The organism is Nocardia vinacea, assembly GCF_035920345.1.
GTDB lineage: Bacteria > Actinomycetota > Actinomycetes > Mycobacteriales > Mycobacteriaceae > Nocardia > Nocardia vinacea_A.
The window spans coordinates 5,225,179-5,245,179 of sequence record NZ_CP109149.1 but is presented as its reverse complement, the minus strand read 5'-3'; the positions used below and the strand labels follow the sequence as shown (position 1 = coordinate 5,245,179).

Here is a 20,001-nt window from a genome sequence, read left to right as displayed (position 1 = left end):
GCTGATGGCGCAGTGTGACCTCGTCGCGCTCATGTCAGTACTCCACTTCCTGTGAGCGACGGCGAATTGTCGTGACCTCGTCGCGCTGATTTCCGGTGGGGCCGTGGTAATTCAGCGCGAAGGACTGCTGCGCGTAACCGCCGATGAGATGCGATGGCTTGATCATGATGCGGGTCAGCGCGTTGTGAATGCCGCCGCGCTTACCCTTGCCGGGCTGCTTATCCGGTGCACCCCAATCGAATCCGCCCGGCGCGCCCTCGATGCGCGGCACGTCCACCGCACGGTCCTGGGCGTGGTACATGAATACCGTGCCCTCGGGCATCCGGTGGCTGACGATGGCGCGCGCGACAACCACACCGTTGCGGTTGACCGCCTCGATCCAATCATTGTCCGACACACCGATTTTCGCGGCGTCCCGATCCGACATCCAGATCGACTGCCCGCCGCGCGAGAGCGTCAGCATGTGCAGGTTGTCCTGGTACGCCGAGTGGATGGACCACTTGGAATGCGGGGTCAGGTACCGAACGGTGACGCCGTTGTCACCGACGGACCCCACCCCTGGCTCACTGAACAGCGCGCTCATATCGAGCGGCGGCCGGAATACCGGTAGCTGCTCGCCGAGTTCGGCCATCCAGTCGTGATCGAGGTAGAAGTGCTGGCGCCCGGTCAGGGTGTGCCATGGCTTGAGTCGTTCGGTATTGATGGTGAACGGCGAATACCGCCGTCCGCCGGTCTCGCTGCCCGACCACTCCGGCGAGGTGATCACCGGTACCGGCCGGGATTGCGTGTCCGCGAAGGTGATTCGCTTGCCCTCGTGCTCGGCAGCGAGATCGGCCAGCTCGGTTCCGGTGCGCCGCTCCAGCGCTTGGAAGCCTTCGACCGCGAGCCTGCCGTTGGTGGTGCCGGAGAGCGCGAGGATCGCCTCGGCCGCGTGGGTGTCCTTGGCCAGCGACGGACGTCCCTGGGCCACACCGGAAACCACGGTGCCGTTCACCCCGGCGAGGTAGGCCACCTCTTCGTTTGGATGCGTGGTGACGCCCTTGGTGGTGACGCCGAGCGTATCGATCAGCGGCCCGAGTGCGGCCATCTTCTCCGCGAGCTTCGGGTAGTCCCGCTCGACCACGACCAGTTTCGGCATGGTCTTACCCGGAATCGGTTCGCACTCACCGGCTTTCCAGTCCAGTACGCGCCCACCGGCCTGCGCCAGCGCGTCCGGCGAATCGTGCTGCAGCGGCACCGCGACGATATCTTTGCGCTTGCCCAAATGCTTCTCGGCCATCCAGGAGAATCCACGCGCGATCCGGTGGAATGCCTCGAAGTCCGTCTTGGCCTCCCACGGCGGGGAGATGGCCGGGGAGAAGGCATGCACGAACGGGTGCATATCGGTGGAGGACAGATCGTGCTTCTCGTACCAGGTGGCGGCGGGCAGCACGATATCGGAGAACAGCGTGGTGCTGGTCATCCGGAAGTCCAGCGAAAGCAGCAGATCCAGCTTCCCGCTCGGTGCCTCCTCACGCCAGACCAACTCCTGCGGCCGCACACCCGCGACATCGGTGGTCTGCAGATTGGAGTCCGCGCCGAGCAGGTGCTTGTGGAAGTACTCGTTGCCCTTACCGGAGGAGCCGAGCAGATTCGCGCGCCACACGGTCAGGCAGCGTGGAAAGTTCTCCGGCGCATCGGGATCCTCGCAGGCAAAGCGCAGGTCACCGGATTTGAGCCCGTCCACCACGTGTTCGGGCGCGGTCTTGCCCGCGGCCTCGGCCTCGTCCGCCAGGTCCAGCGGATTGCGGTCGAACGTCGGATAACTCGGCATCCAGCCGAGGCGACTGGCCAGCGCGATATTGTCCGCGGCGGTGCGGCCCGCGAATTTCCCGGTGCTCAGCGGGGAAGCGAAGGACTGCGCGGTGAACGGGTCGTAGCGCCACTGGTCATTGCTGAGGTACCAGAACACCGTGCCCTGCATCTGACGCGGCGGTCGCTGCCAGTCCAGGCCGAAAGCCAGGGTGGACCAACCGGTTACCGGACGGCACTTCTCCTGACCGACGTAATGCGCCCAGCCGCCGCCGTTGACGCCCTGACAGCCCGTGAGCAGGGTCAGCGTGAAGAAGGAGCGGTAGATCTGGTCGGAGTGGAACCAGTGGTTGGTGCCCGCACCCATCAGGATCATCGAGCGGCCGCCGGATTTATCGGCGTTGTCGGCGAATTCGCGGGCGATCCGCTGCGCCTGTGCGGCGGGTACGCCGGTAATGGCTTCCTGCCAGGCCGGGGTGTAGGGCTCCGCGGCATCGTCGTAGCCGGTCGGCCACATGCCGGGCAGCCCGTTGCGTCCCACGCCGTACTGCGCGAGCAGCAGGTCGAACACCGTGGTGACCCGCTTACCCGCGACGGTGATCGTCGGTACGCCGCGCACCAGAACGCCCGCGGTATCGGTATCGAAGCGCGGCAGCTGCACCGCGACCGGGTGCTGGTCGGCTCGGTCGTGCAGGGTCAGCAGCGGATCGACGCCCTCGAGATCCAGATTCCACTTGCCCGCATCACCCGCGGTGAAGCGATGTCCGAGTGAACCGTTGGGCACCACCGGATTGCCCTCGGCATCGAGCAGCACCATCTTGTGCTCGGCGGTCTCGTCGGTGTGGCCGAGATCGGCGGCGGTGAGGAATTTGCCGGGCAGCGCACCATCATGGTGGTAGTTGCCATTGGCGTCCCAGCCCTCCGGATCGTCGAGGCACACCAGGAACGGCAGATCGGTGTAGCGCTTGACGTAGTCGAGGAACCGCGGCGTGCTGCGCTCGACGAAGAATTCCTTGAGGATGACATGGCCCATCGACATGGCAAGGGCCGCATCGGTTCCCGGTCGCGCGGGCACCCATTCATCGGCGAACTTGGTGTTGTCCGCATAGTCGGGTGAGACCACGACGACCTTCTGACCGCGGTAGCGGGCCTCGGTCATGTAGTGCGCGTCCGGGGTCCGGGTCACCGGGACATTCGAACCCCACATGATGAGGTAACTCGCGTCGAACCAGTCGGCCGATTCCGGCACATCGGTCTGGTCGCCGAATACCTGCGGGGAGGCCACCGGCAGGTCGGCGTACCAGTCGTAGAACGACAGCATCGAGCCGCCGAGCATCGAAATGAACCGTGCGCCGACGGCATGGCTGACCATCGACATGGCCGGAATGGGGGAGAATCCGGCCACCCGGTCGGGCCCGTACTTCTTGATCGTGTGCACGTGCGCGGCGGCGGCGATTTCGGCGGCCTCCCACCACTCCGCGCGGACGAATCCGCCCTTACCGCGAGAAGACTTGTAGCGCTTGGCCTTTTCCGGATCCTCGACAATGGATTCCCAGGCCAGCACCGGATCCTTGAGCCGCTCCTTCGCCTCGCGGTAGAGCTCGAGCAGCACGCCGCGCACATACGGGTAGCGCACACGCGCGGGGGAGTAGGTGTACCAGGAGAAGGACGCGCCGCGCGGGCAGCCGCGCGGTTCGTATTCCGGCTTGTCCGCGCCGACCGAGGGATAGTCCGTCTGCTGCGATTCCCAGGTGATCACGCCGTCCTTGACGTAGATCTTCCAGGAGCAGGACCCGGTGCAGTTGACCCCGTGCGTGGAGCGCACCACCTTGTCGTGCGACCAGCGATCCCGATAGAACTCGTCGGCACTGCGCCCGCCCACCTGATGCAGGCTGCGCTGATCCGCCGAGACCTCGCCCCGGTGGAAATACTTGCCGAGACGCAGCAGTGCGTCACTTGCGTCGGTAGATTGCCGATCGGCCGAATCGGAGGACGCGGAAGCCTGAGTGCGCGAATTAACCACGACGCCCCCTTCGAGCTGTGAAATCGGGCTGTTGCACCGACTGTAAGGAGGTCACGACGCACGTCCAAACGAATCTCTCACAGCCCGCACGCCGCGATCGTGAGGTGTGAGGTCAACGCAACGTGGCGGTCACCGCGCGATTGCCCCGAAATGCTGAAGACATCGATGTGACCAGGGCTGATCCGCTTTGACCGGCTGAAATGCGGCCCGCGGATGGTGTTTCGGGGGCTAGCCGGTGATGCTTTGGAAACCGCCGGTTCTCAGGCGGTTTACATTTGTTAACACATCCGGCGAGGGATCGGAGGGCCGATTCCGCACCCACGCGCGGTGGTCGAATCGTCCCGCGCGAAGCCATCCTGCGCGCCGCCGATCCATTCGCTGTCAGTTTGCCAACCGTCGGGTGTCAGCGGCTCCGGCCGCGGGCACACGCCGAGGTGCTTGCGGCATTCGATGCGTTGTCGTTTTCGGTCCGCCGCGAACTCGTCACGGGTGAACGCGGCGAAGCGCCCGGAGGCCCGGACCCGCCGCATCGAGACGGTGGTCGCCGCCGCGAGCTGGTTCTATCGGCCGCTCGGCGCGAATATTATTGCTGCTTCAGCACATTCGGATGCGGACCAGATGTCCGCGTGGCGGGCCCCGACACGCGGGCGTTGGTCGGAAATTAGAGCAAACCCTTCGTTTAATATCGGATCGGCTCGCCCTCTGTGCAGGACTACCCGACTTTGTTGATACCTCTACAGCTTCATAGGAGTGGATTGCTGTGCCAAGCAGGTCGACCGATGGCGGCGACGGGACTCCAGTGCGCCCGCCCACGTTCGGGGGTGAGTTGCGCAGACTGCGCGACGATCGACGTATTTCGCGCGAAAAGCTGGCATTCGCCGCTGGCGTGAGCGCCAGCTATATCACCCACCTCGAGGGCGGCGATCGGGAACATCCCACCAGAACGGTGGTGAATGCGCTGATCGGATATCTGGATCGGATCGCGCCGCTCACCGATGCCGAACGCAGACTGTTTTTCGATCTGGCTGGATTAGGGGTGGACGGATTTCCCTCCGTACTCGAACTACGCGATGAGATCGGCACGGATATGCGCGACGGACTGCGCCTGCACGAGCCGAATGCGGCGGGCTATGTCGATACCCGGTGGAATGTCCTGTCCTGTAATGACTCCTACGCCGCCGCATTTCCCGGTCTGGTCGACGACGTGAATGTGCTCCGCTGGTTCTTCGGCAACGAACTGTCCAAAAAGGTCATGGTCGAATGGGAGTGCGAGGCCGCGCTCACCGTCGACTGGCTGCGCGGACTGATCGGTCAGTCCGGCGATACCGCCTGGTCCACCGAATTCCTCGACGAACTCGGCGGGTATCCGGAATTTCGAAGAATGTGGGCGGCGGGCGGTACCACTTACGGCCGGGATCGGCCCATGCATGTGCGCGACCTCGGCTCCGGGGCGTGTTATCGACTCGATGCCCAACTGTTCCGGGTGGATTCGGGCAATCATCCGGGTAAGATTCAATTCTTCCTCGGCATCCGGAGCCTATGTGGTAGTCACTGACCAGTGTGGATACCTCCTGGGGTGCGCCGGATATCACCAATTATCGGGACAGCGCCGAACCGAACGTATTTGATCCGGTCATCGGAAAATCGAAAACGGGAGGCATTCCATGATCCGCAATGCTCGTGGCACCGCCCAAACGGCGGTCGATCCCGGCGTCGAGTTGCGTGCCGCACTGGAAGCGCTGCTGCTGCACGACGCCGTCGGATTGGATGCCAAAATGCGCCACGCCATCGCCGCTGTGGTCCATTTGGCCGTTGACACCCCGCACGGCGCACCCGAGGACGCCGAGGAATTCCTCGGCCGCCTCGACGCCGCCTGGCTACTCGCCGCTTGGTCGGGCCGGGACAGCGAAATGTCGCTTATCGCAACCCTGGCCGCGGGTGATGTGCCCGCGCTGTCCTGGTGTGAACTCATGTTCACCACCGCCCTGGCCCCCTGGTCCATCAATCCGGCGGCTGTACACGCGCGGCGCATCTTCGCAACCGTTGAGCACGGCCGCCTGGGCACGGTCCGCCCGTCGATCGGCATCTCCGGCGCTTGACCCCTGCGGCAGACGAATATCTCAGGGCAGCGTAAGTTCCGCGAACGAAGAGATCCAGTGATGCGGGGGGCGCGGGGGATTCGGTTCACCGGGACGGTGGACACCGGTCACCGACCAACCCGCGGTGACGGCGGCATCGAGTTCGTCGGGGTGGTCGGACAGGAACAGGATGCGGTCGGCGGGGGTGCCGATGGCGCTCGCGATCTTTTCGTAGGAGGCGGGTTCGCGTTTCGGGCCCGCGCTGGACAGGTCGAAGTAGCCGCTGATCAGTGCGGACAGCTCACCGCCGCGGGCGAAGGTGAACCAATCCTGTTGGTTGCGTACCGATCCCGAGGAGTAGACATAGAGCCGCAGACCGGCGGCGTGCCAGGTGGCGATGGCGGGTGGGACGTCCGGAAAGAACTCCCCGTGCAGCGCGCCGTTGCGGAAGCCCTCGGCGCAGATGATGCCCTGTGCGGCCTTGAGCGGTTCGGCCTTCACATCGGAGCCGAGCCAGTCGCGCAGGATCGCGGCGACCTCGTCGGTGTCGGCATCGGGTCGGCCGGCGAGTTCGCGGGTGGCCGCGATAATGGGAGCGGCCGCGGCCGTGCGGTTTTCGGCCAGCCATTCGGGCAGGCGGGCGCGGGTGTAGCCGTAGAGGTCCTCGCGTACCGACCTGGTCGGGCTGGTGGTGCCCTCGATATCGATGACTACGGTGGCGATCACGGGGCCGTCAGCAGCTGATCGAGGGTCGGGAAACCCGAGCTGATGGGGTCACCGGTGAAATCGCCGACCCAGCCGTCTGCCTCTTCGAAGAAGCGGATGGCGATGAAGTCGGGGCGGGTGCCCATATCGAACCAGTGCAGTGTGCCTGCGGGGACCGAAAGCAGGTCTCCGCCTTCGCATACCGCCGCCACGACCTCGTCACCCAGATGCAGATAGAAGCAGCCGCGTCCGGCCGCGAAGAACCGCACCTCGTCCTCGGCATGCCGATGCTCGTTCAGGAACTTCTCCCGCGCGCCGTTGGCGATCTGCGGCCACTCCGGATTCGCGTCGTCGGGGTGGATGCGGGCGATGTCAATATGCTTGTAGCGGCCGGAGGCATTGAGTTCGGCCACGCGGTCGTCGTATTCGGCGAGCAGTTCATCCGAGGCGGTCTCGGTGGCATTGTCCAGCACCGGCCAGCGGTCGAAAGTGATACCGCGGGCGGCCAATTCGGCGCCGATCACGGCATCGTCGGTGGTGCGCAGCAGTACATTGTCGGCATCGTCGGCGGCCATAACCTGCAACAGCGTCATGATGTCAGTCCAATCTCGAGGGTCTCGTTCGGATTGCGCGCGGCGAAAGCCTGCCGACGGCCGGTGCGGGCCACCAGCTCACACAGGGCCTCGAGGCATTCGGCGCGGTCGCGTGCCTGGGAAAGATTGTCTCCCCACGTCGTGATCCCATGTCCCGCGATCGCCAATACTGGTGCCGCGGTGGGGTTTTCGAGCAGGTAGGCCTCGATATCCGCGCCTATGCGCGTGACCTCGGACCAGTTCGGGAAGACGGGCAGATCGAGGACGGTCGGATAGGTACCGTCCGGCTCCTTGGCCACCAGACCTTTGATGAGTTCGTAGTCGGTGATCCGCAGGGTGGTCAGTGCGTCGGAGGAGCTGGAGCGCGTCGCGGCTGCCGTCGCGTAGGGCGGATGAATGTGGACAACGGCTGCGGCACCGGTGGTTCGGTACACCGCCGTGTGAATTGTGGTCTCCGCCGAAGGCTTCCGCTGCTGATTCGGTGTCGGCGCGGAGTCGGCGATGCGGACGGTCACCATATCCGCGCCGGTCAATTCGCCCTTGGACAAACCGCTGCCGGTGATCACCGCGGTATCGCCGGTGCGCACCGAGATATTGCCCGCCGTGCCCGGCATCCAGCCCCGCCCGTACAACTCGCGTGCGAACTCGGCGATGGCCGCATCCGGATCACCCTCGGCATTCGCGCCGTATACGACACCTAGTTCGGTAACTACCGCCGTCACCAACTCGGCGGGCGTCACATCGAAGGCCGGGTTGAAAGCCTCGGTATCGCCGGGAGCGGTTGTGACACCCCCGAATCCGGTCACCTCGGCTGTCGCTCGCTGTTCGACGACGATATCGGCACCGGTCGCCGTCTTCGGATCGCGCGTCGACTCCGGCGCCACCACGATGAACGGAATGCCATGGTGGTGGGCCGCGATGGCGAGGCCATAGGTGCCGATCTTGTTCGCGACATCGCCGTTGGCGGTCACGCGGTCCGCGCCGACCAGCACACAGTCCACCTGACCGGTCGCCATCGCCCAGGCGGCGGCCGAATCGATGGTGAGCCGGTGCGGTATGCCCGCTTCGGCCAGTTCCCAGGCCGTCAGCCGGGCGCCCTGCAAGAGCGGCCTGGTCTCGTCTACCAGGACATTCTCGATCGCGCCGCGCTCCGACAGCACCCGCATCGCCCCGATCGCGGTGCCGAAGGCGCTGGTCGCCAGCCGCCCGGTATTGCAGTGCGTGAGCACCCGCAGCGGCCGGTCCGGGCAGAGCCGCTGCACGAGATCGGCGGCATGGGTCGCGGCGGTCCGGTTGACCCGGCCGTCCTCGGCGAGCATGGCCAGGGTTTCGGCGAGTACCTCATCGGCACCGAGCGGCACCTTGGTCAGCACCCGCCGCACCGCCCAGGCTAGATTGACCGCCGTGGGCCGGGCTTCCGCGATTCGCGCGGCATCCGCCTCGGCCCGCGCCACGTCCACGACACCGTCGGTGGTGTGCGCGGCGGTGGCGATGACCACGCCGAACGCACCGGCGATGCCGATCGCGGGCGCACCGCGGATGGCCAGCGTCTTGATGGCGTCGATCACCTGCTCGACCGTGCTGAGCCGCAGCTCGCGCACCTCGTGCGGCAGTTCGCGCTGGTCGATGGTGACCAGCGCACCGTCGTCCCAGATCAGTGAACTGTCGTCCATCAGGTGCATCCTTCGGTCGGGCGGAGTGGGGTGTTGTCCCTGGTCAACGGTATCGGACGGGCGATGCCGCCGGAAATCCGCACCGCCCGCGCATCCGGTTCATTCGGCGACGAACTCCGCCTCGCGTTCCACCGCCTCGATGGTCTGCTGTGGCACCTGGATCGGGCCCGGGGTGTAGGTGATCGCGCGCAGGTCGCCGGTGTAGCGGAAGGTGCCGCGACGCTCGCGCAGCTCCCAGGAGACCGGGCCGCGGGCATCGACACCGACGGAAATACCGGTCCACGGTGACATGCCGACGAGCTGCACCTGATCGCGCAGTTCGGGACGCGGTGTCGCCGTTGTCCGAGGTGAAACAGGACGATGGCGTTATCGAGTTCGCTGAGTTGCTCGAGGGTGTCGAGGATGCGGCCCAGGCGCTGGCCGATGCTGCGGCCATGCCCGCGTACACCTCCGCATCGATCCGTCAGCCCACTCGGCCCAGTTTCGAACATATTTGCGATTTTTGGCGAGTCGCGGTATAACTTTCAGGGTGTCCGTGACGGTTCGCAGCAACTCGAATGTTGTGTGCCCGTGCGCGTTTCACGTCGTCTTGTGCCTGGAGTGCTGGCGCAGCGTCATCGGCGCGCCTGTCGGCGAACTCGTATTTCGTTGCGACGGTTGGTGGGGTTCGGCTCGGGGTGATCAAGCGTTCTGTCGAGCATCGGAAGCTCCGGTGAGGCGATGCTGACCGGACGTAGGTATCGGGTGGCGTTCACCTCAGAGCAGGCTGCGCTTGCGGAGGAAACCGGAGCGGCGTGTCGGGCGGTGTGGAACACCGCGCTCGAGCAGCGGCGTGAGTACCGGCGGCGTGATGCCTGGGTCGGCTACCAGCAGCAGGCGAGGGAACTCGCCGACGCCAAGACCGAGCACGAGTGGCTGAAACAGGCTCCGGGACATTGCCTTCAGCAAACGCTGATGGACTTGGAGAAGGCATGTAAGACGCATGGCACGTTTCGTGTGCGGTGGCGGTCGGGTCGGCGTTGGTGTCCGTCGTTTCGGTTTCCCGAGGGTGGCAAGATCGTCGTGGAGCGCCTTGGCCGTAAGTGGGGGCGGTGTAAGCTGCCGAAGCTCGGTTGGGTTCGGTTCCGGTGGTCTCGTGCCCTGGGCGGCAGTGTCCGCTCAGCCACCGTCAGCCGCGACGGGCGGCACTGGTATGTGTCGTTCCTCGTCGACGACGGCGTTCAGACAGCGACACAGCATCCGTCTACCACGGCGGTGGGTGTGGATCGCGGTGTTGCTGTAGCGGTGGCCTGCTCGGATGGTGCGATGTTCGACCGAGCGTTCACGACGGCGGGCGAAGCCGAGCGGTATCGCCGGTTGCAGCGCAGGCTATCTCGTCAGAAGAAAGGGTCCGCGAACCGGCGGAAGACGATCGCCGCTTTGCGGGAGATCCGCAGGCGGGAGCGGGACCGGCGGGCCGACTTCAACAACCAGGTAGCGCACGAGTTGGCATCCGAGCACTGTCTGGTCGTGCTCGAGGATCTGCGCGCCCGCAACATGACCGTCTCGGCGAAGGGCACGGCGGCCGAGCCTGGCAAGAATGTGCGCCAGAAGGCTGGTCTCAACAAAGCCATTCTTGCCAAGGGCTGGCACCAGTTCGAGCTGGCCCTACGGAACGTCGCCCGGTACACGGGCACCAGGATCGTGAAGATACCCGCGGCATTCACCTCGCAAACGTGTTCTCGCTGCCTGCATGTGGACTCTGGGAGCCGTGAGAGTCAAGCGCGCTTCCGGTGCACCATGTGCGGGTACAGGGAGAACTCGGACGTGAACGCTGCCAAGAACATTCTCGCCGCGGGACGTGCGGTGACCGCCTGTGGAGACCTCGGCGTCAGCCGGTCCGCGAAGCAGGAACCAACTGCCGCCTAGCGGTAGAAATCTCTGCCCTTCACTTCAGGGGCGAGGAGGACGTCAAATCGCTGTATCCCATGTCGTCATCATCAATCAGCATCACGATAATGTTCGGTGCACCCTCGGGAGCGGTGGGCGGATAGGTCCATTCGGGCGTGGAATCGGCGGTGGTGCGGCCGATGGCGCCGGTGAAACCTTCATAACCGCGAGCGTGGGATGGAGCAGGCATCATTCCAGTCAAAGCCGCTACCCGCCCAGGTCACCAGCCTTTTGCGCACGGTGCGCCTAACCGCTGACCGAGTGGTGGGTCGGCTGTTAATTTCGCCAGCATGCCCACGACTACGCCCTGCGCACCGCACGCCGAGTGCGCGCAGGAACCCTGCTGTTCGTGTCGCTCGCCGCGTTGCTGACGCGCCTTTGATCGCGCGTACGCCAATGCTGATTCCTTCCCGTCCGGTGCCGTCGGCGCACCGAAATCGGTTCCGTATCCCCGGGATCGATCTGTCTCTCGAGGATTTGTCAGATGAGTTCTTCCCCCGGCGTGGGCGCCGACCAAGGTGTGGGCCGCCGTAACTTCCTGCGCAATACCGGCATCGCCGCCTTCGCGATCCTCGGCGCGGGTGCGCTGGCGGCCTGCTCCTCCGCGGTGAGTGAGCAGAAGGCGGGCAGTGACGACAATGCGCAGCCGGTGCGTGGCGGCACGCTGAAGGTCGGCTGGCCGACCGATATCATCCCGGCCAACCTGCTCACCAATAGCGGAACGGTGCCCGCGCTCATCGGCCTCGTCTACGAGTCGCTGGTGCGGTATCCGCACGACAAACTGGAACCGGCACCGTTGCTGGCGAAATCATGGACCCTCGCCGACGACGGACTCTCGCTCACGCTGGACCTGCGCGACGATGTGAAGTTCCACAGCGGCAGGCAGTTCACCGCCAAGGACGTCGAATTCTCGCTGCGCACCTATGCGGATCCGAAATGGTCTGCCCAACTCAAGAGCACGGCTGCCGCGATCACCGAATACGACATCGTCGGACCGAACCGGATCGTGCTGAAGTTCGCGCATCCGCTCGGCAATATCTTCGATCTGCTGGACACCGCGCCGATTCTGGACAGTGAGACCATCGCGGAGGCGACCACCGCCGACAAGTTCATCGGCACCGGACCGTTCGAACTGACCCAGCGCACCCCGAATTCGCTGCTGGTCTTCGAGCGTAATGAGCTGTACCGGATCCCGGACCGGCCCTATCTGGATCGGGTCGAGATTTCGATCATTCCGGATACCCAGGCGCTGGTGAACGCGCTCAAGTCGGGGCAGATCGCCGTCGCGAACGGACTCAACTACCGCGACAACGAAAACTTCGCCAAGAGTGCGGGATTCAGCACCATCACCTACGAGGGCGCCGAACTGCAGATCTATGTCGGCGCGAATGTCGCCGAGCCCGCACTCGCGGATGTAAAGGTGCGCCAGGCCATCGCCTACGCCATCGACCGCGAACGGATCATCTCCGAGGTATTCCGCAATGCCGGCTATCCGGTGAATCTGCCGTGGCCCAAGACTTCGCCCGCCTTCGACGACGCGCGGAACAAGACCTTCAGCCGAGATATCGCCAAGGCCGAGCAGATTCTGGCGCAGACCAGCAAACCGCCGAAGCTGACGCTGTCCTATGACACCAGCCTCCCGTACTACGAGGCGACCGCACAGATCGTGCAGGCCAATCTCGCCGAAATCGGCATCGAGGTCACCCTCGACCCGATCGAATCGGCGACCTTCGTGAAAAGGCTCATCGGCGCGGAATTCCCGGGGCTGTGGGTCACCACGCATTCCTGGGCGCAGTTCACGCCGTCCACGCTTACCGTCAGCGCCTACCCGTTCAATGCGCGAAAGAACGCCTCGCACTACGAATCCCCGGCCTACGTCAGTGCGGCCGATGCGGCATGGCAGGTCAAACAGGGCACCAGTGCCGAGGCGGTGCAGGCCTACCGGAAGGTCAGCGATCAGCTGCTGGACGGTCTGTTCCTCATCGAAATCGGTGTGCACCTCCAGCAGGCCGCCACCTCGCGCAAGGTGCACGGGCTGGACTGGACCAAGCGCCGCGAAACCGTGCTCACCGACGCATTCCTGTCATGACCCGATATCTGTTGCGCCGCTTACCTTCCGCGGTACTCGTCCTGTTCGCCGCCTCGGTGCTGATCTTTCTGCTGCTGCGGCTGGTTCCCGGTGATCCGGCGCTGACGCTGGCGGGCCCCGATGCCTCGCCGGAGACGATTGCCGCCATCCGTCATCAGCTCGGACTCGACCGATCGATTCCGGCGCAGTACGTGACCTGGCTCGAGAACCTGTGCACCTTCGATCTCGGCCGCTCCTACATCATCGGCGGCCGGATCGCCGATCTCGTCGGCCGGGGCCTGACCAATACCCTGGTGCTGACCGGTGCGGCGCTGCTGCTCGCGGTGGTGGTCAGCGTTGCGGTCGGTGTCGTCTCGGTGGCATGGCCGAATCGCTGGTTCAATGCGCTCGTCGCTGCGGCGAATACCGTCGCGGTGGCGCTGCCGACCTTCGTGACCGGTGTGCTGCTGGTGCTTGTCTTCGCGGTCGCGATTCCGGTGTTGCCCGCCGGTGGGGTGCCGCCGGAGGGTTTCATCGCGCGTCCCGATATCGCCGTGCAGTACTTGCTGCTGCCTTCGATCTGTCTCGCGTTGCCGGTGGGTGCGGCGCTCACGCGGTTCCTCACCGAATCGCTGCGCACCGAATTGGGCAAACCGTATGTGCTGACCGCGCGCTCACAGGGGATCTCGCACTGGCAGATCGTGACTCGGGGTGCGCTGCGCAATGCCGTGCCGACCATGCTGACCGCACTCGGCCTGCAGACCGGGCAGCTGCTCGGCGGTGCGGTACTGGTGGAGGCCGCCTTCGCCTGGCCGGGCATCGGGCAATTGGTCGAGCAGGGGATCAGCAGGCGCGATTATCCGGTGGTGCAGGTGCTCCTGCTGCTGTCCGTCGTGGTTTTCGTGACGATCCAGTTGGTCACCGATATCGCCCACGCCTATCTCGATCCGCGCATTCGAATCGGGGCCAGGTCATGACCGTAAGTTCTACGGATCGCGCGGCGGGTACATTGCGAATCGCTTTCCGCAGTGGACAGGGCCTGCTCGGGCTGAGCCTCGTGGTGGTCATCGCGCTCGCCGGAATCTTGGCGGGTGTCCTCGCTCTATACGATCCGATCGTCCAGATACCGGGCGCAAATCTCTTGGGCCCCAGCGGAGATCACTGGCTCGGCACCGACCACCTGAACCGGGATGTCTTCGCGCGTGTGCTGTACGGCATCCGGATCGACCTGATCATCGTCTTCGTCGCCGTCCCGCTCGGCGCGTTGGCCGGTGCACTCGCCGGACTGCTCGCCAGCAGTAACCCGGTCGCGGATGTCGTGGCACAGCGCATTTTCGACGTGATCCTCGCGTTCCCGTCGCTCATCTTCGCCATCGCGTTGGCCGCGATTACCGGACCCGGTATCCATGCGGTGATCGCGGTGATAATCGCGGTGGAGATTCCGGTGTTCGGCAGGCAGATTCGCACCGCGATCCTGCAGGTGCGCGAACAGCCGTTCGTCGAGGCAGCCGAGGTGATCGGTGCGGATAGCTGGTGGAACTTGCGCAAACACGTGCTGCCCAACGTTGTCGAACCGCTTTCGGTGCAGTTGGCACTGTCCATGTCGGTGGCGGTATTCGTCGAGGGCGCAATGAGTTTCATCGGAATCGGAGTGCGTCCGCCGGACCCGTCGCTCGGTTCGATCATCGCCGAATCGATTTCGAATCTGGACGCCAATGCCGCCTTCGCGATCGGTCCGCTGGTGGTGGTAGCCGGGTTGACGCTCGGATTCCTATTGATCGCCCAGGCATTGGGCCGGGCGAGGAGGATCGGATGAGTTCCGAAATACTGGTGGATATCCGGGATCTGGTGGTGCGCTTCGGCAACCGCACCGTCGTCGACGGTGTCGGCTTCCAGATCCGCCGCGGTGAGGTCGTCGCGCTTGTCGGCGAATCCGGCTCCGGCAAGTCGATTACCGCCCGTGCCGTACTCGGGCTGCTGCCCGATGGCGCGGTCCCGTCCGGATCGATTCGCCTCGCCGAGACCGAAATCATCGGCGCGCGTGAGCCGGAACTGCGCGCCCTGCGAGGCACCCGGGCCGCGATGGTGTTCCAGGAGCCGCAGACCGCGCTGAACCCAGTGCAGAAGATCGGCACCCAGCTCGTGCAGGCGTTGCGCGCACACGGCCCGATCTCGAAGCCGGATGCCAAGGCGCGGGCCGTGGAATTGCTTCGCATGGTGGACATTCCGGAGCCCGAGCGTCGTGTCGAATGGTATCCGCATCAGCTCTCCGGCGGCCAGAAGCAGCGCGTGGTGATCGCGCTGGCGTTGTCCGGCGAGCCGGATGTGCTCATCGCCGATGAGCCGACCACCGCGCTGGATGTCACGGTGCAGGCCGAGATCCTGGAGTTGCTGCGCGCCCTCCAGCGGACCCACGGCACAGCAATCCTTTTCATCACGCACAACCTCGGGGTCGTCGCCGAGATCGCCGATCATGTGGTGGTGATGCGCGCGGGCAAGGTTGTCGAACAGCAGCCGGTGCACGCCTTGTTCGCTGATCCGCGTGCGGAATACACGCGGTCGCTACTCGGCGCTGTCCCACGCCTGCCAGAGGTCATGCGCTCGACTGGGGGCACAGGTCCGCACGAGATCGATCGACGGGGTGCGAGGAATTCCGCGTCGGTGGTCGGGGGCGACGAGAAGGCCGCAGCGGTGAACCGCGACCAGGAGGCTGTGTCGGTGAATCGCGGCGACATGGATGCGGGGGCAGCGGTTGCCGATACGTCGGAATCACGGCCAGTGCTGCGCATCGACGACTTGACCGTCGTCTACCGCAACCGTGGCGGCACCAAGGACTTCCACGCCTTGCGTAATGTCTCGCTCACCGTCGCACCACGCGAGGTGATCGGCCTGGTCGGCGAATCCGGTTCCGGCAAGAGCACACTCGGCCGCACTGCGCTCGGTCTGGTACCAGCGCATTCCGGAGAGGTTGAGCTGCAGGGGGTTTCGCTGACCGGGCTGCCGAATCGGGAGTTGCGGGCCCTGCGTAAGCATGTCGCGCTGGTCCATCAGGACGTCACCGCGTCACTAGACCCACGGCGCAGTATCGAGGACACCATCGGTGAACCGCTCCAGGTGCACCGTGTCGCCTCCGGCACGCTCCTGCGGACCAAGGTGGGCGACCTCCTCGAATCCGTCCGTCTCCCACGCGATTACGCCACCCGCCGCCCCGGCGAACTCTCCGGCGGCCAACGCCAGCGGGTCGCCCTGGCCCGGGCCCTGGCCCTGGCACCCCGGCTGCTCGTCGCCGACGAACCGACCAGCGCCCTCGACGTGTCGGTTCAAGCCCAGGTCCTTGACCTGTTCGCCGACCTACGCGCCGAATACGGCTTCGCCTGCCTGTTCATCAGCCACGACCTCGCGGTGGTCCACCAGGTCGCCGACCGCGTCGTGGTCCTACGCGAGGGTGCCGTTGTCGAAACCGGACCCGTCGCCGAGGTATTCGCATCCCCCCGGGCCGACTACACACGCAACCTCCTGGAAGCAGTTCCCATCCCTGATCCCACCCGTCGCACTCCCGACAGCCCAGCGCTTCTGCGCCTCGGCGCGTGACTCCGCCAACGGGCGAGTCGAAATGATTACTTGTGCACGGGAGTCGCCGTTCGACTCGCTTCGATGAGCACGCAGAATTTTCTACGGCAAAAGGTAACTCGCCGGGCGTGGCCATCGGCGGTGTAATTAGACCCGCGTGTGACGCGTTCGAAAGGGCACGTCCAGATTTATGGATCGATCGGCTGGAATGTAGTGCCGTGAATAGTTTCCCGACGGCTCCGAACCCGGAGACCGCGCGCAACGATCCGGGCCGCGCACAAGCGGGCCGCCGGCTCACGTGGAGGAACCGGCGGCCCGTTTCAGATCAGTGCTGTCCGGGTCGTCGCTGCTCAGTGCCTCGCCGTTCCGAGCTCGGCTCCCGCCGCTGCTCGTCACGGTCGCGATCGCTGATCGATCCGGATCGGTTCGTGCCCGGGTCCTGGCGCTGCTGTTGCTGCTGCCGTTCCATCTGCTTGGGCATTTTCTTAGGCGCTTTCTTCGACTTTTCAGCCATCTCCACTCGGTCCTTTCCGAAGTGATGTTGTATTCGCCTAACCAACACACAATAGCGAGCGGACATCATCAGTGGAAGAAAAATTTCGATTATTTACACCTGGAGTGGGAGGAATTCGACGAGGTCGTTGTCGGTGGCCTCGGCGGGGACGACGACCAGGCCGTCACGGTCGACGAGGCCGCCCAGATGGGTGGTACGGATCTGCGGATCGCCGAGCCAACCGCCGTATGGGGCGAGCCGAGCAGGGACGATGCGGGTAACGGGTCCGGAGACCGCGCTCGCATTGCGCAGTGGCCCGATCAGCGGTCGAAGCGGATGGCCGCCGGTTCGGCCCTCGACGACCGCGGGGGACAGGGCCATCAGTACGGCCACGGCCGCGAATGGATTTCCAGGTAGGCCGAGAACGGTTGTACCGCTGGATAATTCGGCGACAACAGTGGAGCCGCCCGGACGCAATTTCAAGCGGTGGACCAGGATTCGAGCTTCGGCACGGGCAATCGCCCCGCGCAACTGGTCCGCCGCGCCGCCACCGGTCGCACCGACGATAACCAGCAGATCGCAATCGTCCGCCGCGCCGAGCACCTCGTCGAAGCCGCGCGGAGTATCGCGCAGGTGCACCCGATCGATCGCGCGAATTCCATACCAGGACAGCACATCCGGTAGGATCGGCCCGATCGAGTCGCGGGTCTGACCGGTCTGCAGCGGGCCGGTGCTGCGGATCTCGTCGCCGGTCATGATGATGCGGGCCCGCACCGGGCCGCGCACCATCGCCTCGGTCACCTCCACACTGGCCGCGGCGGAAATCAGCCCGGCCGTAACCGGTGTGCCCTCGGGCGCAACGAGATCGCCCGGTGCCCGGTCCTCGCCGCGACGGCGAATATCGTCGCGCAGCGGGGAATCCTCGTGCTGGTACAGCATTTCATCGTTTTCGATCCGCGCGTATTCGTCACGGAGCACCCGCGTGGTGCCGTCTGGCACATGTGCGCCGGTGGCGATCCGCACCGCCTCACCGGGCAGCAGCCCGACCGGCCGCCGACCGCCCGCGAACCCGATATCGCGCCGCAGACGCCATGGTCCGTCACCGGCGACCGCGTATCCGTCCATGGCGGAGACATCGAAGCGCGGCAGCGCTGCGACGGCTGTCAGCGGAGCGGCGAGGGTAGCACCGCGCACGGAAGCCAGTTCGGTCCGATACTCGGTGAGTCGAGAGATGTTGGTACGCAGGATATCCCGTGCCTCGTCGAGCGGCAGCGGCGTTGTGGAAACCGCGGCTGCCGGTGCCGGACGAGGCGCACCGACGGCAGTGGCGTCCCAAGCCATCCTGGCCCTGCGCACCTGCTCCTCGGTATCGCAATCGGCGATACCGGGCATGGCGACGGTGACGGTGTCGGCCGGGATCAGCGCCTTCATCGGCTGATTGATCAGCGAATCCAGCCGCGTCAGTGCTTCCGTCAGCGCCGTCCGTCGCCACACGCCGATCAGATACTGCGGCCGACCGGATTCGTCGGCCGCGAAGACCGCGTCGGCGCCGGATTCGATGCCGCGTCGGATCAGCTCCGCCACCGTCGTCTGCGACAGGAACGGCAGATCCGCCGCGAGCACCACCACCAGCGGCGCGGCGGTCGGGCCGAGCGCGCGCAATCCGGCTCCCACCGCGGCGACCGGACCCGAACCCGGCGGCACCTCGCGCACCTGCACGATCCGCGCGTCCAATTCGGGCCGATGCGGTCCGACCACCACGGTCCGCGCACACGGCGCCACCGCGGCCAGGGCCGCATCGAGCATGGATCGACCGCCGATGATGATGGCGGGCTTATCGACGCCCCCCATGCGGCTGGCGCGTCCGCCCGCGAGCACGATCGCGTCGGCGGTGGTCACCGGTCAGCGCCTGGCGCGAGAGAGGACATGGCCGACATGCTAATTCGTCGGGTGTACAGATCTGGGTAGGGCGGTCTGGTTCCAGCGGTCGCAGGGTCTAGACCGTCGAATAGTCCGGCGTCGGTCGGCGCAGGCAGAACTCGTTCGTCTCCGGATCGGCGAGCACCACCCCGGGCACGCCGTCGGCATCGATCTGGGTCGCGCCCGCCGCGCGTAGTCGGGCCACCTCGGCGGCCGGATCGTCGGCGGGGAAGGACGCCAGGTCCAGACGCAGTCGATTGCGGCCGCTCTTCACATCCCGCGTCTGGACGAACTCCAGCCAGGATCCGAGCCCCGTCGCCGAGCGGAGCCCGGCCACCCGCGCACCGCCGTAGGCGATCGGCCAGCCGGAGGCGGTGGACCAGAATTCGGCCAGCCGCGCCGGATCGTGCGTATCGATCACGATGGCGGCGACCGCACCGGTATCCACGTACTCCTCGCGCGGCTCCAGCACGCAGAACTCGTTGCCCTCCGGATCGGCCAGCACCACCCACGGCACCGCGCCCTGGCCGATATCGACGTGCCGGGCGCCCAGCGCCAATGCGCGGTCCACCTGCACCCGCTGATGATCGAGCGAGCGACTGGCCAGATCCAGATGCATCCGGTTCTTACGGTCCTTGGCGCGCGCCTCGGGCAGGAAGGTCAGGGCCAGATCGAGGCCGTCCGGATCGGGGGCCGCCACATCGACCTCGTCGGGGCGGTCGATCGTCACCGTCCAGCCAAGCAACTCGGCCCAGAAATCCGCGACGAACCGGGGCCGGTCGGCATCGAAGACGACACACGCCAGGCGGGTGGACATGTTTCAACGTTAACCGCCGATCGACCGCGGCGGGGCCGTTTACGGGAGCGGAAAACGCGCGGCGCGCAGGTCTACTCGGCCGTCTCGGATCGGCACGCCCTCGGCGGCCAGCAGGCGCAACTGACGATCGGCCAGATGCGCGGCGGGCTTACCGCCCGCGCCGATCACCCGATGCCATGGCAGATCGGCGGAGTCGGTGCGCATGATCCAGCCGACCGTGCGCGGGGTGGACAATCCGGCCGCCGCGGCGATATCGCCGTAGGTGACGACCCGGCCCACAGGCACGGTCGCGACCAGCGCGCGCACCCGCTCGACCTCGGCATCGGTGGTGGCCATCGGCG

General features: G+C 65.7%; 16 protein-coding genes and 1 pseudogene. 8 read left to right on the top strand and 9 right to left on the bottom strand.

Annotation, left to right across the window (positions count from 1 at the left end; genetic code table 11):
- Positions 1–34 precede the first annotated feature (34 nt).
- Positions 35–3,814: a nitrate reductase subunit alpha gene (locus OIE68_RS23990; RefSeq protein ID WP_327093370.1), complete on the bottom strand. Its 3,780-nt coding sequence runs from the start codon at positions 3,812–3,814 to the stop codon at positions 35–37.
- A 760-nt stretch (positions 3,815–4,574) separates the two neighbouring features.
- Between OIE68_RS23990 and OIE68_RS23985 the strand changes: the two genes are divergently transcribed.
- Together OIE68_RS23985 and OIE68_RS23980 are read left to right on the top strand one after the other, a co-directional pair.
- Complete coding sequence (locus OIE68_RS23985; RefSeq protein ID WP_327093369.1) at positions 4,575–5,369, top strand: helix-turn-helix transcriptional regulator; 795 nt, start codon at positions 4,575–4,577, stop codon at positions 5,367–5,369.
- A gap of 109 nt (positions 5,370–5,478) precedes the next feature.
- A complete protein-coding gene (locus tag OIE68_RS23980) occupies positions 5,479–5,913 on the top strand; it encodes a hypothetical protein (RefSeq protein ID WP_327093368.1) in 435 nt (144 codons plus the stop codon).
- 21 nt (positions 5,914–5,934) lie between these two features.
- On the opposite strand, the gene mtnC is transcribed toward OIE68_RS23980, so the two are convergent.
- The 4 genes and pseudogenes from mtnC to OIE68_RS23960 form a co-directional block, all read right to left on the bottom strand.
- Positions 5,935–6,618: an acireductone synthase gene (gene mtnC / locus OIE68_RS23975; RefSeq protein ID WP_327093367.1), complete on the bottom strand. Its 684-nt coding sequence runs from the start codon at positions 6,616–6,618 to the stop codon at positions 5,935–5,937.
- A complete protein-coding gene (locus OIE68_RS23970) occupies positions 6,615–7,190 on the bottom strand; it encodes a cupin (RefSeq protein WP_327093366.1) in 576 nt (191 codons plus the stop codon). The genes mtnC and OIE68_RS23970 overlap by 4 nt, the downstream gene beginning before the upstream one ends.
- Positions 7,187–8,863: an S-methyl-5-thioribose-1-phosphate isomerase gene (gene mtnA / locus OIE68_RS23965; RefSeq protein ID WP_327093365.1), complete on the bottom strand. Its 1,677-nt coding sequence runs from the start codon at positions 8,861–8,863 to the stop codon at positions 7,187–7,189. The genes OIE68_RS23970 and mtnA overlap by 4 nt, the downstream gene beginning before the upstream one ends.
- Before the next feature lie 99 nt (positions 8,864–8,962).
- A pseudogene (locus tag OIE68_RS23960) lies at positions 8,963–9,181 on the bottom strand (hypothetical protein); the annotation flags it as partial.
- Positions 9,182–9,201: 20 nt separating this feature from the next.
- Between OIE68_RS23960 and OIE68_RS23955 the strand changes: the two are divergent.
- Together OIE68_RS23955 and OIE68_RS23945 are read left to right on the top strand one after the other, a co-directional pair.
- Entirely contained in the window at positions 9,202–9,384 is a 183-nt protein-coding gene (locus OIE68_RS23955) for a hypothetical protein (protein WP_327093364.1), read from the top strand.
- A 199-nt stretch (positions 9,385–9,583) separates the two neighbouring features.
- Positions 9,584–10,771: a transposase gene (locus OIE68_RS23945; RefSeq protein ID WP_327093363.1), complete on the top strand. Its 1,188-nt coding sequence runs from the start codon at positions 9,584–9,586 to the stop codon at positions 10,769–10,771.
- A 19-nt stretch (positions 10,772–10,790) separates the two neighbouring features.
- Here OIE68_RS23945 and OIE68_RS23940 read toward each other — a convergent pair whose 3' ends face one another.
- Positions 10,791–10,982, bottom strand: coding sequence for a hypothetical protein (locus OIE68_RS23940; protein ID WP_327102051.1), 192 nt, complete (start codon positions 10,980–10,982; stop codon positions 10,791–10,793).
- A 294-nt stretch (positions 10,983–11,276) separates the two neighbouring features.
- Here OIE68_RS23940 and OIE68_RS23935 point away from each other — a divergent pair, with 294 nt between their 5' ends.
- From OIE68_RS23935 to OIE68_RS23920, 4 genes are read left to right on the top strand one after another with little or no spacing between them, the layout of a single operon-like run.
- The gene (locus tag OIE68_RS23935) at positions 11,277–12,881 is read left to right on the top strand and encodes an ABC transporter substrate-binding protein (protein WP_327093362.1); all 1,605 of its coding nucleotides are present in this window, start codon (positions 11,277–11,279) and stop codon (positions 12,879–12,881) included.
- On the top strand, positions 12,878–13,837 hold the full coding sequence (locus tag OIE68_RS23930) for an ABC transporter permease (RefSeq protein ID WP_327093361.1): 960 nt from the start codon (positions 12,878–12,880) through the stop codon (positions 13,835–13,837). Before OIE68_RS23935 ends, OIE68_RS23930 begins: the two co-directional genes overlap by 4 nt.
- On the top strand, positions 13,834–14,676 hold the full coding sequence (locus tag OIE68_RS23925; protein WP_327093360.1) for an ABC transporter permease: 843 nt from the start codon (positions 13,834–13,836) through the stop codon (positions 14,674–14,676). Before OIE68_RS23930 ends, OIE68_RS23925 begins: the two co-directional genes overlap by 4 nt.
- Positions 14,673–16,451: an ABC transporter ATP-binding protein gene (locus OIE68_RS23920; RefSeq protein ID WP_327093359.1), complete on the top strand. Its 1,779-nt coding sequence runs from the start codon at positions 14,673–14,675 to the stop codon at positions 16,449–16,451. Before OIE68_RS23925 ends, OIE68_RS23920 begins: the two co-directional genes overlap by 4 nt.
- Before the next feature lie 586 nt (positions 16,452–17,037).
- On the opposite strand, the gene OIE68_RS23915 is transcribed toward OIE68_RS23920, so the two are convergent.
- The 3 genes from OIE68_RS23915 to OIE68_RS23905 all read right to left on the bottom strand — a co-directional run bounded on the left by OIE68_RS23915 (position 17,038) and on the right by OIE68_RS23905 (position 19,996).
- Positions 17,038–18,822 (bottom strand): NTP transferase domain-containing protein, encoded by a 1,785-nt coding sequence (locus tag OIE68_RS23915; RefSeq protein ID WP_327093358.1) that lies wholly within the window; start codon positions 18,820–18,822, stop codon positions 17,038–17,040.
- Between the two features lie 97 nt (positions 18,823–18,919).
- Entirely contained in the window at positions 18,920–19,660 is a 741-nt protein-coding gene (locus OIE68_RS23910) for a VOC family protein (protein ID WP_327093357.1), read from the bottom strand.
- 39 nt (positions 19,661–19,699) lie between these two features.
- Positions 19,700–19,996 (bottom strand): MGMT family protein, encoded by a 297-nt coding sequence (locus OIE68_RS23905; RefSeq protein ID WP_327093356.1) that lies wholly within the window; start codon positions 19,994–19,996, stop codon positions 19,700–19,702.
- Positions 19,997–20,001 lie beyond the last annotated feature (5 nt).

Bases quoted from the DNA above. Each gene is read 5' to 3' on its own strand.
- OIE68_RS23945 (WP_327093363.1), top strand. From the start codon at position 9,584: ATGCTGACCGGACGTAGGTATCGGGTGGCGTTCACCTCAGAGCAGGCT.
- mtnA (WP_327093365.1), bottom strand. From the start codon at position 8,863: ATGGACGACAGTTCACTGATCTGGGACGACGGTGCGCTGGTCACCATC.
- OIE68_RS23980 (WP_327093368.1), top strand. From the start codon at position 5,479: ATGATCCGCAATGCTCGTGGCACCGCCCAAACGGCGGTCGATCCCGGC.
- OIE68_RS23935 (WP_327093362.1), top strand. From the start codon at position 11,277: ATGAGTTCTTCCCCCGGCGTGGGCGCCGACCAAGGTGTGGGCCGCCGT.
- OIE68_RS23910 (WP_327093357.1), bottom strand. From the start codon at position 19,660: ATGTCCACCCGCCTGGCGTGTGTCGTCTTCGATGCCGACCGGCCCCGG.
- OIE68_RS23940 (WP_327102051.1), bottom strand. From the start codon at position 10,982: ATGCCTGCTCCATCCCACGCTCGCGGTTATGAAGGTTTCACCGGCGCC.
- OIE68_RS23930 (WP_327093361.1), top strand. From the start codon at position 12,878: ATGACCCGATATCTGTTGCGCCGCTTACCTTCCGCGGTACTCGTCCTG.
- OIE68_RS23925 (WP_327093360.1), top strand. From the start codon at position 13,834: ATGACCGTAAGTTCTACGGATCGCGCGGCGGGTACATTGCGAATCGCT.
- OIE68_RS23970 (WP_327093366.1), bottom strand. From the start codon at position 7,190: ATGACGCTGTTGCAGGTTATGGCCGCCGACGATGCCGACAATGTACTG.
- OIE68_RS23920 (WP_327093359.1), top strand. From the start codon at position 14,673: ATGAGTTCCGAAATACTGGTGGATATCCGGGATCTGGTGGTGCGCTTC.
- OIE68_RS23905 (WP_327093356.1), bottom strand. From the start codon at position 19,996: ATGGCCACCACCGATGCCGAGGTCGAGCGGGTGCGCGCGCTGGTCGCG.